The following is a 14,120-nucleotide window of genomic DNA, read 5'->3' as shown; positions in this document are numbered from 1 at the left end:
ATGGGACCAGTGGGACGTCTATTGACACGCAACGAGATCCGCGCGCTGGTGCAGCGGCACGGCGCGGACATCATCGGACACCGGCACATGGCCATCGAGCGCCGCTGCTACCAGCACGGCGCCGTCACCACGTTCTCCCACTCCATCCGCGTGGCGTGTCTGGCCGTATGGCTCGCCGACCGACTCCACCTGTGGCGCCGCGTGCACCTCGCCTCGCTGATCCGCGCTGCGCTGCTGCACGACTACTTCCTCTACGACTGGCACGACGACGACAACGGCGCGCACCGCCTGCACGGCTTCACGCACGGACGCACGGCGCTGCGCAACGCCATGCGAGACTTCACGCTCGACCGCATCGAACGCGACAGCATCGCGCACCACATGTTCCCGCTCACGCCCGTCCCGCCGCGCTACGTGGAGGGCTATCTCATCACCGCGGCGGACAAGATCAGCGCCACGCGCGAGACGCTGTCCATGTCGCGGTTCGACCGTCCGGAGCTGACGCGATGACGGTCGCGGTCATCACGCCCGAGACGCTGCATGCGCTCGGGGATCTGGGCATGACGCCGCTGACGGTGCTCGAGTACCTGTTCCTGTGGACGCTGGCCTACAGCTTCGTCGGCTGGGTCTACGAGTCGATCGTCGTCTCCATCCAGGAGCGCCGGCCCGTCAACCGCGGATTCCTCAACGGCCCCATCTGCCCGATCTACGGCGTGGGCGCGGTGGGCGCCGCGGTGATCCTCGAGCCGCTGCGCAACCCGGTGCTGCTGTTCCTCGTGGGCGCGCTGTGCGCCACGGTGCTTGAATACCTCACGTCGTGGGCGATGGAGAAGCTCTTCGACGCCCGCTGGTGGGACTATTCGCAGTACCGGTTCAACATCAACGGCCGCGTGTGCCTGCTGGGCGCCGTGATCTTCGGTACGTTCAGCGTCGTCATCGTCCACTGGGTGCAGCCGCTCGTCTGGCGTCTGACGGTCGCGGTGCCGCTGCCCGCCGTACACGCGGCCGCCGCGGTGTGCGCCGTCCTGCTGTGCACGGACATCGCGGTGACGCTTTCCGGCATGAGCGGGTTCATGGCGCGCGTCGAGCGCTTCGGACGCATGGCCGGGCGCTACGGCGATGCGGCGCGCGCCGCGGTTGGCGGATACGCTGCGCGCGCCGGCGAGTCGTTCGGCGCCGGGCGCGAGGCCGTGGGCAGCGCGATGGAGGGCGCGTTCCGCACGATCTCCCGCGGACCGCAGTCCTCGCTGGAGCGTCTGCGCGACGCCGCGAACCAGATCTTCACCCGCCAGCAGCGGCGCATGTTCTCCGCGTTCCCCGAATTCACGTCGCTCGACCACCGCGACGTCATCGCCCAGCTGCACGAGGCGTTCGCCGGGGCGCGCCGCGACGGTGACGGAGCGATCGACGAGGAGACCGGAGGGGAGGCCCGCAGCGACGGCCCGCATCGCGACGCGGGGGAGCGCCGAGCGTGACCGGCGGCGCAGCGCCGATCCCCGGTGTCGCCCTCTGCTGAGAGACTGTATAGGCTTATTCACGGCGCATCGGCGCCATATACCACTCGATAGGGAGCAGCGACCAGTTATGGCTCACGTCACCGATTTCAAGGAAGCGGGTTTCGACACCCTGCTTGACGAACTGGAATGGCGCGGGTTGATTGCCCAGTCCACGGACCGCGATCGACTCGCCTCGGCTTTGAACGGCGAGCCCATCACCTATTACTGCGGATTCGATCCGACCGCCGCGTCCCTGCACATCGGCAACCTCGTCCAGCTCATCAACATGCGCCACCTGCAGCTGGCCGGGCATCACCCCATCGCGCTGGTGGGCGGCGCCACCGGCCTCATCGGCGACCCGCGCCAGTCGGGCGAGCGCACGCTGAACCCCAAGGACGTCGTGGCCGGATGGGCCGAGCGCCTCAAGGCGCAGATCGGCGGCATTCTGGACACCGAGGGCGCCAACCCGGTGCGCTTCGTCTCCAACTACGACTGGACCGCGCAGATGTCCGTCATCGACTTCCTGCGCGACGTGGGCAAGAACTTCCGCCTCGGCACCATGCTCGCCAAGGACACGGTGGCGCGCCGCCTCAACTCCGAGGAGGGCATCTCGTTCACCGAGTTCAGCTACCAGGTGCTGCAGGGCAACGACTTCCTGCACCTGTTCGACGAGTACGGCTGCACGCTGGAGCTCGGCGGCTCCGACCAGTGGGGCAACCTCACCTCCGGCCTGGACCTCATCCACAAGGTGCGCGCGGTGGACGTCAACGTGTTCACCAGCCCGATCATCACCGACGCGCAGGGCAAGAAGTTCGGCAAGTCCGAAGGCAACGCCGTGTGGATCGACGGCACGATGCTCAGCCCCTACAAGTTCTACCAGTTCTGGCTCAACCGCCCCGACGCCGAGATGGAAAGCCTGCTCAAGGTGTTCACGTTCCTGCCCAAGGACGAGATCGAGCGCCTCATCGAGGAGTCGAAGACCAATCCGGGCGCTCGCGAGGCACAGCGCACGCTGGCCTGGGAGGTCACCAGCTTCGTGCACGGCGAGGCGGCCACGCAGGCGGCGATCGACGCGTCTGCCGCGCTGTTCGGCCGCGGCGGCAGCCTTGCGGACATCGACGAGACGACGCTCGAATCCGTGCTGGACGGCTTCAAGGTCGTGAACGCGCAGGGCGATCACGTGTTCCCGGCGGCGAACCCCGGCGATCGCGTCATCGATGCGGCACAGGCGGCCGGCCTGTTCAAGAGCGCGTCCGAGGCGCGTCGCGCGATCAAGTCCGGCGGCGTCTATCTCAACAACGAGCGCGTGGAGGACGAGGAGGCCGTGCTCGGCGACGGCGACTTCCTCGGAGGACGCTTCGCGCTCATCCGCCGCGGCAAGAAGGCGCTCGGCGCGGTCGAGCACCGCTGACGAACCGCCGCGCGGCGGCGATTCATCCCTCATGCATTCACAGATCGGGACGCACCCGTACACGGGCGGCGTCCCGACGGACGTCAACCAAGCGAAACCACAGGACACGGTAGGCAGGACGCCCCGTGCAGCAGACAAAGGAACGATACATGGCAGAAGGCAACGGACATTCCGGCAAGTCGTTCGGCTCCCGCGGGGGCCGTGGCGGTCAGGGAGGCTACCGCGGACGCGGCGGCAACGGCGGCTACCGCGGCAACGGCGGCGGTTCGCGCGGCGGATTCCGTCGCGACGGCGAGCGTCAGGGCGGCTTCCGCAAGGGCGGCGACCGCGACGGATCCAAGCCGCGCTTCCACCGCGACGGCGACTTCGACCGCGACCGCAGGCCGCGCGAGGACGGCGAGCAGGGACAGGGCGGCTACCGCAAGGGCGGTGACCGTCCGTTCCGCAAGGGCGGTCAGGGCGGATTCCGTCGCGACGGCGAACACCGCGGCGGATTCCGCGGCAACGGCGGTTCGCGCGGAGGGTTCCGCCGCGACGATCATCGTGACGACCGCCGCAACTGGCGCGACCGCTCCGACGGTGACCAGCGTCCGCAGAACGCCGGCGAAGGCACCGGTGAGGGCGGCGAGCGCCGTGACTTCCACCGTGGCAACGGCGGCTTCAACCGCGGCGGCCAGGGTGGTTTCCGTCGTGGCAACGGCGGCTACCGCAAGGGCGGCAACCCGCGCTACGGCCGTGGCGACGACGACCGTCGCGGCGGCTTCCGCCATGACGGCGAGAACGCCGGCGAGCGCAGGGACGGCTTCCGCAAGGATCGTGACTTCCGCCGTGACGGCGAGGACCGCGGCGAGCGCCGCGACTTCCATCGCGAGGAGCGCGGGGACCGCAAGGACTTCCGCCGCGACGGCAAGCCCCGCTTCGACCGCGACGACCGCAGCCGCGGTCGCTACGACGAGCACGGCGAGTTCCACGAGAACCGTCGCGGAGGCGCCCACTGGGACAAGGCGCGCCGCAACTCGGACGGCACCATGTCGTTCCCGTCGCAGAACCCCTACACCGATCCCCGCCCCGGCGAGCCGAAGATGCCCAAGGGCATGGAGTGGTCCATGCTCTCCAAGGACGAGAAGGAGCGTCTGCGCGGCCTGAGCAAGGAGCACGCGGAGAACATCGGCCTGCACATGCTGGCCGCCTACTCGCTTGAGGAATCCGATCCGGCTCTGGCGCTCCAGCACGCCAAGTGGGTGGCCCGCCAGGCGTCGCGCATCGACATGGCGCGCGAGACGCTCGCCTTCATCGCGTACCGTCAGGGCGACTACAAGCTGGCCGCGCGCGAGTTCCGCACCGCGTACCGCATGAACGGCTTCCTGGACTACCTGCCGTTCATCGCCGACTGCGAGCGCGGCATGGGCAATCCGAAGAAGGCCGTGGAGATCGCCACGGGCGACGAGGCGAAGCAGCTGGTCGGCGAATCCAAGGTGGAGATGTTTCTGGTGTACGCCGGCGCCCTGGGCGATCTGGGCAACTGGGACAAGGCCGCGCAGATCGCCGGCACCGTCGCCCGTTCCAAGGGGCTGCCCGGCGAGTACCGCATGCGCGCCGTGCAGGCCGAGCAGTACTTCCTCGAGCAGGCCGGCAAGCAGGACGAGGCCGCCAGGCTCGACACGCTGCTCGACCGTCTGGAGGAGCAGTACGCCGACGACGACTCCGACGAGAACGAGGACGTGGTGATCGACTACGACCTCAAGGACTTCAGCGATGATCAGCTCGATATGCTCGGCATCAGCGAGGACGAGGCGCAGTACGCGCCCGAGGTCGAGGGTGAGGACGAGAACGGCCGCGGCGACGCGGATGCCGAGGAGACCGACGCCGAATCCGAATCCTCCGACGCCGAGGATGCCGGCGCCGACTCCGCGGAGGATCAGGCCGACCGCGAGGCCGACGAGGCGCGGACCGCCGTCGAGGTCGCCAAGGATCTCGAGGACGGGAACGATGCCGAGACCGCGTCCGACGACGACGAGGAGCGTGTCCCCGCCGAGCTGACCGAGGACGGTGCTGCGAACGATGCCGATCCTGCGGCTCCCGATGCGGACGACGCGGCTGATGCCGATGCCGACGCCGAGACCGCGGACGGCGACGCCGAGTCCGACGCCGCCCCGGAAGGCGAGTGATCCGATGACGCGATTCCTCAAGGGGATCCCGGAGTCTCCGGCCGCCGCCTACCAGCTGGCGCTGCTGGACCTCGACGGCGTGGTGTACCGCGGCAAGAATCCGGTGCCCCATGCCGCCGAGGCCATCCACCGCGCCGAGCGCACGGGGATGACGATCGAGTACACGACGAACAACTCCTCGCGCTTCCAGCACGTGGTGGCCGACCAGCTGCGCGGCTTCGGACTGGACGTGGAGGACTGGCAGGTCATCACTTCGTCGGTGGTGGCCGCCCGCATGGTCGCACGGCACGTGCCGCAGGGCTCCCGCGTGCTCACCATCGGCGCCCCGCATCTGGTGGAGGAGGTCCGCCGCAACGGGCTGACGCCGGTGACGAACGTGGACGACGACCCGCACGCCGTCATTCAGGGCTGGTATCCGGACATGCCGTGGACCGAACTGGCGCAGGCCGCCTACGCGGTGGAGCGCGGGGCCGCGTACTTCGTGACCAACCGCGACCTGAGCATCCCGCGCGAGCAGGGCATCGCCCCCGGCTGCGGATCGCTCGTCAACGCGGTCATCGCCGCCACGGGCGTGCAGCCGGTCGGCTCGGCCGGCAAGCCCGAGTCCGCCATGTACGACGAGGCACGCATGCTCAACGCGGGGGAGGGGCGCGATCTGGTGCCCAAGGAGGCGTCCATCGCCATCGGCGACCGTCTCGACACCGACATCGAGGCGGGCAACCGCGGCGGCTACGATTCGATGGTCGTGCTCACCGGCGTCGCGGACCCCGTCCAGCTCATGCTGGCCGAGCCCCATCTGCGCCCCACCGCCATCGCGCGCAACCTCACCGGACTGAACGTGGCGCACCCGCAGCCGGCCCGCGAGGCGGACGGCGTCTGGACGTGCGGCACGGCACGGGCCCGACTCGAGACCGACGGCACGATCGCGGTCAACGACGAGACCAGCCTCGACGCGCTGCGCGCCGCGTGCTGTCTGGCATGGCAGACGGCGGACGACGGCACGACGCTCACTGAGGACGACCTGCCGCGCTTCATCATCGATCCGGCCGAACCGGACGCGGACGCGCGATGAGCATCCCGACGGACGACGAGCCGATCGAGATGCGCCGCCCCGAACTGGCGCGTCTCGACGACGCGGACGACGAGACGCGCCTGCGGATCCTGACGACGACGCTCGAGACGATGCGCCGCGAACTGGACGGCATCGCATGAGCGGCGGCCACGGAGGAGACCGTCTCGACGCGCGTCTGGTGGCGCAGGGGCTCGTGGACACCCGCACCAAGGCGCAGCGCCTCATCCGCGAGGGCCGCGTGCTGGTGGACGGCACGCCCGTCACCAAGCCGTCCGCCACGCCCGCCCCGGACGCCGTGCTCGGCGTCGACAAGGGCGACGACTACGTATCGCGCGGCGCGTACAAGCTGGTCGGCGCGCTGGACGCCTTCGGGCCGCTCGGACTGCCCGATCCCCGCGGCCGGCGATGCCTCGACATCGGGGCATCCACCGGCGGATTCACCGACGTGCTGCTGCGGCGCGGCGCCGGACACGTCGTCGCGCTCGACGTGGGACACGACCAGCTGGACGCGCGCATCCGGCGCGATCCGCGCGTCACGGACATGAGCGGCGTCAACATCAGGGACGTCGAGCCCGACGATCTGCCGTACGCGCCCGACTACGTCGTCTCCGACGTGTCGTTCATCTCCCTGACCTACGTGATGGCGCCGATCGCGCGGCTCGCCGCGCCGGGCGCGCAGATCGTCCTGCTGGTCAAGCCGCAGTTCGAGGTGGGACGCGCGAAGCTCGGCAGACACGGCATCGTGGAGCGCGAATCCTACCGTCTGGAGGCGCTCGACGCGGTCGTCGCCAGCGCGCGCGACCACGGACTGACCGTGCGCGCGCACGCGCCGTCGCCCATCACCGGCACCCACGGCAACGTCGAATATCTGCTGTGGCTCACTCGCTGAGTGTCACGCGGTCGCAGCCTCCGGACACGTGACGCGCGGTCGCGCCGCGGTCCATCGACAGCGTGGTCAGGCAGCGCACGTCCTGCACGTCGCTCGCGCCGCGCAGATCCACGGTGTTCGCCACCACGCTCCGGCAGGAGAGATCCTTGGCGTCCAGGGAACGGCAGCGGATGGTGTCGGCGGTGCTGCGACGGTCGTACTGCCTGAAGCAGCCCCATCGCAGCATCAGCGTCTCGAACGGGCGGATGCGCACGTCGCCGGACGCGCACAGGTCGTGGGCCTCCAGCACGCCGTACACGCTGATGTGCTCCGCGGACATCGGCGCCGCGCTCACCAGACTGCCGCTGACGTCCAGATCGGTCAGCACCTTGATGCGCTCCCGCGCCTTCAGATCGCCGACGAACTCCAGTCTGCGCGTCCTGATCCCGCCGCCGGCCTCGATGCTGCCGTTGCCGCTGAGCAGCTCCACGTCGATCGAATCGGTCGCCAGCAGTTCGCCGTCCATCCGCAGCACGCCGCCGCGCAGACGGTGCGCGGACATCCTGCCGCGCATCAGCATCACGTCGAAGACGACGCCGTCATCCACCCTCGTGTCGCCCACGACGTCGAGGCATTCGTAATGGCCCGGCCGTATGTGGCCGTCGGCCAACGTCAGATTCATGATGAGTCCTCCCCTTCTCTTCTCTCGCGGCCCATTGTATGGGGCCGCGGTTACGGTCCGATGACCGCGGGAACGGAGGAGGGGAGGGAAGGGGAAACGTCGCCTAGTCCCTGATGAAGCGATCGATCTGGTCCTGCAGGCCCAGCACGATGAGCTCGTCGCCGCGGTGCATCACCGTGTCCTCGTCGCCGTGGCGGAAGTCGAGGCCCGGCGTGATCGCGCCCACGATCGTGATGCCGTAGCGTTCGCGCACGTGCGCCTGCCCCACGGTCTTGTTGGCCATCGAGGCGGGCGTGTGGATCTTCACCACGGTGTACGGTCCCTCGATCTCGATGTAGTCGAGGTATTCGCCGGCCACGAGATGCCCCACGCGCTTGCCGGCGTCCGCCTCCGCGCTGATGATGTGCCGCGCTCCCATGCGCTGCAGGATGCGCGTATGCTCCTTGGAGACCGACTTGGCCCAGATGTCCGTGACGCCCGCGTCGAGCAGGTTGCCGATGGTGAGCACCGAGGCCTCGATGCCGTCGCCGATGGCCACCACGGCCTTGGTGAAGTCCTGCGCGCCGATCTGGTCGACGGCGAGCACGTCGGTCATGTCCGCCTCGACGACGTTGAACACGTTGGACCACCGGGCCACGAGCACGGGATTCCTGTCCACGGCGAGCACGTCCTGCCCCAGATCGTTGAGCGTCTGGGCCACCGCGCTGCCGAACCGTCCCAGTCCCACCACCAGGACGCTGTTGCCTGCTGACGCCATGCCGTTCCTTTCCTAGCCCACCACGATGCTTTCCTCGGGGTAGCGTACCACTGAGGCAGGCCGCGGCTTGGAGATCGAATACGCGATCGTCATGGGGCCCAGACGTCCCACGATCATGAGGAACGCGAGCACGTAGAGCGAGGCCGGCTGCTGCACGCTCGCCACGCCCACGGAGTAGCCGCCGAGGCTGAACGCGGAGCTCGCCTCGAAGATCGCGTCGCCGAAATCGCAGCCGGTGATGATGATCAGCGCGATGGCAGCGAAGTACACGAGCGTCAGGCAGGTGACCGCGATGCTCACGGCCATGAGCCGCACCTGACGGGGGATGCGGCGGTGGAACACCGTGATGTCGCGGCGGTTCGCGAACGCCGCGCGGCAGATGAGCAGCAGCACCGCGAACGTGGTGACGCGGATGCCTCCGCCGGTGGAGGAGCTGCCGGTGCCGATGAACATCATGCCGCTCATGAACACCTTGGTCTGCTCGCTCACCATCGGCACCCACGAGATGTCGAATCCGGCGGAGCGCGGCATCACGGCGGCGGAGATCGCCTTGCTGAACTTCGAGGAGTCGGTGGACCCGGGCGGGAACAGCACCGGGTTGTTCCACTCGTTGGCGATGAACCAGCTGAACGAGAGCAGCACGAGCAGGAAGGTGGTGAGCAGCGTGAGCTTGGTGTGCAGGCTCCAGCGCCGGGGCGAACGGCGGTGGACCGTGGTCCGGAAGACGTTGAGGATCACCGGGAAGCCGATGGTGCCGATGAACGCGCTTACGAGGATGGGCAGGCCCACGTTCCAGTCGCTGACGTGGAAGCCGGTGGCGTCCGGCGTGAAGCCGGTGTTGTTGTACGCCGAGACCGCGTAGAACAGCGACTGCCACACGGTCCACCAGAAGGCCCCGCCGTTGTTGCGGTACAGGCCGGGGAACAGGGAGACGAAGGTGACGGTCTCGATGACGAACGTGCTGGTGAGTACCACGGCGATGATGCCCCTGACCTCGCTGAGCTTGGTGGCGCCCAGCTCGGTGGCGGTGAGCAGACGCTGGGAGACCTTGAGACGGCGGCTGACGCCCAGCGTGATCATGGAGGCGAACGTCATGACGCCCAGGCCGCCCAGCTGCACGGCGATCAGGATGATCGCCTGGCCGAACATCGTCCAGTGCAGCGCCGTGTTGACCACGGGGATGCCGCACGTGGACAGCGCCGAGACGGCGGTGAAGAACGCGATGTGCGGCGAGGTGACGCCGTATCCGCGCGAGGACGCGGGCAGGAGCAGCAGGAGCATGACGACGATGATCAGCGTCATGAAGTAGCACACCGAGAGCCGTCCCGGATGCGAGAGCAAACGGTCGGTGAGCGAACGGTAGTCGATGCGGCGGCGCGGGACCGCATCGGAGGGGATGCCCTGGTGCAGGGTGTGCTTGACCCAGTCCGGCGCCTCGTATTCGTCCATGCGGTTGGCCGAGGCGAGCTGCTCGTTCGAGAGCGTCGTGACGAGGTCGGAGGTGTCGGCCCGCCGCGTCCATCCCATCGCGGCCGGCGCGTAGCCCCCGGTGCCGCGCGCCGTGCGTCGACGGCGACGGGGCATGAAGATGCGTCGCATTCGTTTCGGTTTCACAATGCCTCCGATCATACGCCGCCCCATGGCTTATGGTCCGTGGACGCGGTCCGCGCCGCTCCCGCGGTCCGTGTGGCCGCCCTCCGCGCGCCCCCACGCGTGCTGGATGCGGACAGCCGCTAGGATTGGGGAGTAATCGTACGAAAGGAATCCTCATGAGCATTCGCCACGCCGTGGTGGTCACCCATCAGCGTCTGCGTTCCAGCGGCACGGCAGTCGCCGAGGTGGTCGGCCAGCTGCGCCGCATGGGATTCGAGGTGTCGATCGTGGACAACCTCGAGGCTCCGGAGTTCGGCTCCGTCACGCCGGTGGTGAACCGGGACACGGAGATCGTGGTGGTGCTCGGCGGCGATGGGACCATCCTGCGCGCGGCCGAGCTCGTGCACTGCACCGAGGTGCCGATCGTCGGCATCAACATGGGGCACGTGGGGTTCCTCGCCGAGTTCGAGAGCTTCCAGCTGTCCGAGGCCATCCGGCGCATCGCGGAGCACGACTATTCGATCGACGAGCGCATGATCGCCCACGTGGACGTGCATCTGCCCGGCGCGGACGAGCCGCTGCGCGACTGGGCGCTCAACGACATCACGGTGGAGCGCGCCGACCGCGGCAAGATGGTGGAGCTCGCCATCCGGGTGGACGGCGTGGACATGAGCTCGTTCGGATGCGACGGCGTGATCGTCTCCACGCCCACGGGCTCCACGGCGTACGCGTTCTCCGCGGGAGGGCCGATCATCTGGCCCAACGTGCAGGCGTTGCAGCTCGTGCCGCTGGCCGCGCACGCCCTGTTCGCGCGCCCGCTGGTGATCGGCGCGGGCTCGACGTTCAGCCTGGAGGTGCTCGGCAACTCGATGTCCGAGGGATGGATCTGCTGCGACGGGCGCCGCCAGCGCGTGCTGCCCCAGGGCACGCGCATCGACGTGAGGCAGTCGCGCGACACGCTGCTGCTGGCCCGGCTCTCCGGGGTGCCGTTCACCAGACGTCTGGTCTCCAAGTTCGATCTGCCCGTGGTGGGATGGCGCGAGCAGGCCCAGCATGCGCAGGACGCGCACGGCGGGGAATCGGGCGGGCGGGACGCGCGCTGATGCTCGAGGAACTGGAGATCCGCAACCTCGGCCCGATCCGTCACGCGCTGCTCGACTTCGCGCCCATCCGCCACGCCCTGCTGGACTTCGCGCCGGGCATGACGGCGATCACCGGCGAGACCGGCGCCGGCAAGTCCATGCTACTCAACGCGATCCGGCTTATCTCCGGCGCCTCCGCGGACGCCGGGCGCATCAGCGCCGGCGCGGACGAGACGCGTGCGCAGGGCGTGTTCGCGGTGCCGGAGGGATCGCGCGCCGCGGCCATCGCCGACGACGCCGGCGCGCCCGAGCAGGACGGCGAGCTGTTCCTCACGCGCTCCGTGCCCGCCAAGGGCCGTTCGCGCGCCATGCTCAACGGGCACAGCGTGCCGCGCGGCGTGCTCGCGCACGTCAGCGGGGAACTGGTCACGATCCACGGGCAGGCCGACCAGCTGCGCATCGCCTCCGCGTCGCGCCAGCGCGAGTTCCTGGATGCCTATGCCGGGGACCGTGCCGCGCTGGACGCCTACCATGCCGCATGGCAGGCACTCAGGGACATGGACGACAAGCTCGCCCGGCTGCAGGGGCAGGAGGCGCAGGCCCGCCAGCGCGCCGACTACCTCAAGGACGCGATCGCGCGCATCGACCGCGTGGATCCGCAGGTCGGAGAGGACGCCGATCTCAAGTCCAAGCGCGACCGCATCGAGAACGCGGCCGCGATCGCGCAGGGCGTGGGCGGTGCCGTGGCGGCGCTCGACTCCGCGCAGATGGGCTACGACGATGACGGCGGCGCGGGCGTGACCCAGCTCATCGACCGGGCCGTGCAGTCGCTGCGCGGCATCCACGTGGGCGGCGTGTTCGACGAATCCGCGGACCGTCTGGAGGCGATCGGCGGGGAAATCGCCGACGTGGTGCTCGCCCTGACCCGTCAGGTGGACGACGGCGAGGAGGGCGCCGATCTCGACGCGATCAACGAGCGCATCCACGACCTCGACGAGCTGACGCGCCGCTGGGGGCCGGAGCTGGACGACGTGATCGCATGGCGCCGGCAGGCCGGGCTCGAGCTGGAGGATCTGGACGCCTCGCCGGAGAAGATCGACGAGCTGCGCCGACGCCGCGAACAGCTGGCGCAGGATGCCGTGGACGCGGCCGTGGTGCTGCACGCCGCGCGCGTCAAGGCAGCGCAGGAGCTCAGCCGCACGGTGAGCGGCGAGCTTGCCGAGCTGGCGATGTCCGGCGCAGGGCTGGACATCGCCGTCACGCAGCGCTTCGACGACGCCGGCAGCGTCGAGGATGCCGCGGCAGCGCTGGAGGCGCACGGCGGCGACGACATCGCCTTCCTGTTCACGCCGTTCCCCGGCTCCCCGCAGCTGCCGATGGGCAAGAGCGCGTCCGGCGGCGAGCTGAGCCGCCTCATGCTGGCGATGGAGCTCGCCTCGGCCGAACGGCACCGCGACGACGACGCGCTGCCGGGAGACTCGGACGGCCGAACCGGCATGACGTTCATCTTCGACGAGGTGGACGCCGGCGTGGGCGGCAAGGCGGCCGTCGAACTGGGCAGACGTCTCGCGCAGCTGGCGCGCACGTCGCAGGTCATCGTCGTCACGCACCTCGCGCAGGTGGCCTCGTGGGCGGACGCGCAGTTCGTGGTGAGCAAGGCCGCGTCCGACGGCGAGGGCGTGTCCACGGCGGTGACGCGAGCCGACGACGAGGACCGCGTGCGCGAGATCGCGCGCATGCTCTCCGGCAGCGAATCCGAGACCTCGCTCGACCATGCGCGCGAGCTGCTCGCGCAGTCCAGCCTCGACTGACCCGCATCCGCCGTGCGATCGGAACAGACCGCACCGACCCGAACGAAAGGATCCATCGTGACCGACTTCGCGAACGATTCCGCAGATGATTCCACGGCCGATGCCGCCGCCAACGCCGGCAGGGCCGCCATCTTCGACCTCGACGGCACACTGCTCGACTCCATGGGCGTGTGGGACCAGATCGACGTCGACTCCCTCGCCAAGCGCGGCATCGACGTGCCGGACGACTACGTGCTCAAGGTCGGCTCCATGCAGTTCCGGCAGATCGCCGAATACACGATCGCGCGCTTCGACCTCACGGACACGCCCGAGCAGCTCATGGCCGAGTGGGACGACATGGCCCGCGAGGCGTACGGCACCATGGTCGAGGCCAAGCCGCACGCGCGCGAGTATCTGGAGCATCTCAGGGCCACCGGCGCCAGGCTCGCCGTGGCGACCTCGCTGCCGCCCTCGCTCAGGGAGCCGGCCATGAAGCACGTGGGCATCTTCGACCTGTTCGACGCGATCGTGAGCGTGGACGACGCCAACGACGTGGGCAAGGACCGGCCGGACGTCTACCTGCTCGCCGCGTCGCGTCTGGGCGTGCGGCCGGAGGACTGCACGGTGTTCGAGGACATCCTGATCGGCATCCGCTCCGCCAAGTCCGTGGGGATGCGCGTGTGGGCCATGCACGACGATTCGTCCGACTGCGACTGGGCCGAGATCTGCGACGAGGCCGACGGCGTGCTTTTCGACTTCGCCGAGGCCCCGCGCACGCTGTAGTTCTCCCGGTCTTTCCGCCGTTCCGGGCGTCCGCGTGGCTCTGTTTGCCATCCCGAGCGAAGCGTGGTCTTGCTTGTGGTCATCCTGAGCGAAGCGCAGCGGAGTCGAAGGATCCTTGACACCATGCAGTGCGTTCAAAGATCCTTCGACTCCGGCTGCGCCTCCGCTCAGGATGACGGGGAGGGGCGCCGCTCAGGACGCTCAGGACGATCAGGGAGACGGGGAGGGGCGCCGCTCAGGATGACTGGGAGGGGCGTCGCTCAGGACGACAGGGAAGGGGGCGGCGCCGCTCAGGACGATCAGGACGACGAGGAAGAGACGGCGTCATCCTTCAGGATGACGGGGGAGCGGGACGGCATCGCCAGGAATGACGGGGCGGCAACTGTTATGTCCATGACTTGCACAGCTACCATCGGAT

At 69.2% G+C, this 14,120-nt stretch carries 13 protein-coding genes; 10 read left to right on the top strand and 3 right to left on the bottom strand.

The window, feature by feature from the left end; all coding sequences use genetic code 11:
- The 7 genes from G1C96_RS02355 (at position 1) to G1C96_RS02325 (ending at position 7,036) form a co-directional block, all read left to right on the top strand.
- The gene (locus G1C96_RS02355) at positions 1-510 is read left to right on the top strand and encodes an HD domain-containing protein (RefSeq protein ID WP_169275234.1); all 510 of its coding nucleotides are present in this window, start codon (positions 1-3) and stop codon (positions 508-510) included.
- A 50-nt stretch (positions 511-560) separates the two neighbouring features.
- Positions 561-1,475, top strand: coding sequence for a putative ABC transporter permease (locus tag G1C96_RS02350; protein WP_169275233.1), 915 nt, complete (start codon positions 561-563; stop codon positions 1,473-1,475).
- Positions 1,476-1,584: 109 nt separating this feature from the next.
- Complete coding sequence (gene tyrS, locus G1C96_RS02345; RefSeq protein WP_169275015.1) at positions 1,585-2,907, top strand: tyrosine--tRNA ligase; 1,323 nt, start codon at positions 1,585-1,587, stop codon at positions 2,905-2,907.
- A 149-nt stretch (positions 2,908-3,056) separates the two neighbouring features.
- Positions 3,057-5,075, top strand: a complete 2,019-nt coding sequence (locus tag G1C96_RS02340) for a helicase (protein ID WP_169275014.1) — start codon at positions 3,057-3,059, stop codon at positions 5,073-5,075.
- Positions 5,076-5,079: 4 nt separating this feature from the next.
- Positions 5,080-6,147, top strand: a complete 1,068-nt coding sequence (locus G1C96_RS02335; protein ID WP_169275013.1) for an HAD-IIA family hydrolase — start codon at positions 5,080-5,082, stop codon at positions 6,145-6,147.
- Positions 6,144-6,287, top strand: coding sequence for a hypothetical protein (locus G1C96_RS02330; RefSeq protein ID WP_169275012.1), 144 nt, complete (start codon positions 6,144-6,146; stop codon positions 6,285-6,287). Before G1C96_RS02335 ends, G1C96_RS02330 begins: the two co-directional genes overlap by 4 nt.
- Positions 6,284-7,036, top strand: coding sequence for a TlyA family RNA methyltransferase (locus G1C96_RS02325; protein WP_169275011.1), 753 nt, complete (start codon positions 6,284-6,286; stop codon positions 7,034-7,036). The genes G1C96_RS02330 and G1C96_RS02325 overlap by 4 nt, the downstream gene beginning before the upstream one ends.
- Here G1C96_RS02325 and G1C96_RS02320 read toward each other — a convergent pair.
- The 3 genes from G1C96_RS02320 to G1C96_RS02310 all read right to left on the bottom strand — a co-directional run bounded on the left by G1C96_RS02320 (position 7,026) and on the right by G1C96_RS02310 (position 9,903).
- On the bottom strand, positions 7,026-7,697 hold the full coding sequence (locus G1C96_RS02320) for a hypothetical protein (protein WP_169275010.1): 672 nt from the start codon (positions 7,695-7,697) through the stop codon (positions 7,026-7,028). The genes G1C96_RS02325 and G1C96_RS02320 overlap by 11 nt on opposite strands.
- A 103-nt stretch (positions 7,698-7,800) precedes the next feature.
- Entirely contained in the window at positions 7,801-8,454 is a 654-nt protein-coding gene (locus tag G1C96_RS02315) for a potassium channel family protein (protein ID WP_169275009.1), read from the bottom strand.
- Positions 8,455-8,466: 12 nt separating this feature from the next.
- Positions 8,467-9,903 carry a potassium transporter TrkG gene (locus tag G1C96_RS02310; RefSeq protein ID WP_169275232.1) on the bottom strand — a complete coding sequence of 479 codons (1,437 nt, stop codon included), beginning with the start codon at positions 9,901-9,903 and terminating at the stop codon, positions 8,467-8,469.
- A gap of 320 nt (positions 9,904-10,223) precedes the next feature.
- Here G1C96_RS02310 and G1C96_RS02305 point away from each other — a divergent pair, with 320 nt between their 5' ends.
- The 3 genes from G1C96_RS02305 (at position 10,224) to G1C96_RS02295 (ending at position 13,702) form a co-directional block, all read left to right on the top strand.
- A complete protein-coding gene (locus G1C96_RS02305) occupies positions 10,224-11,150 on the top strand; it encodes an NAD kinase (protein ID WP_169275008.1) in 927 nt (308 codons plus the stop codon).
- Positions 11,150-12,940: a DNA repair protein RecN gene (recN, locus tag G1C96_RS02300; RefSeq protein WP_169275007.1), complete on the top strand. Its 1,791-nt coding sequence runs from the start codon at positions 11,150-11,152 to the stop codon at positions 12,938-12,940. Before G1C96_RS02305 ends, recN begins: the two co-directional genes overlap by 1 nt.
- Positions 12,941-13,069: 129 nt before the next feature.
- On the top strand, positions 13,070-13,702 hold the full coding sequence (locus G1C96_RS02295) for an HAD family hydrolase (RefSeq protein ID WP_335341911.1): 633 nt from the start codon (positions 13,070-13,072) through the stop codon (positions 13,700-13,702).
- The last annotated feature ends 418 nt before the right edge of the window (positions 13,703-14,120 follow it).

The sequence above is a fragment of the Bifidobacterium moraviense genome (assembly GCF_012932365.1).
GTDB lineage: Bacteria > Actinomycetota > Actinomycetes > Actinomycetales > Bifidobacteriaceae > Bifidobacterium > Bifidobacterium moraviense.
This window is presented reverse-complemented; position numbering and strand designations above follow the sequence as displayed.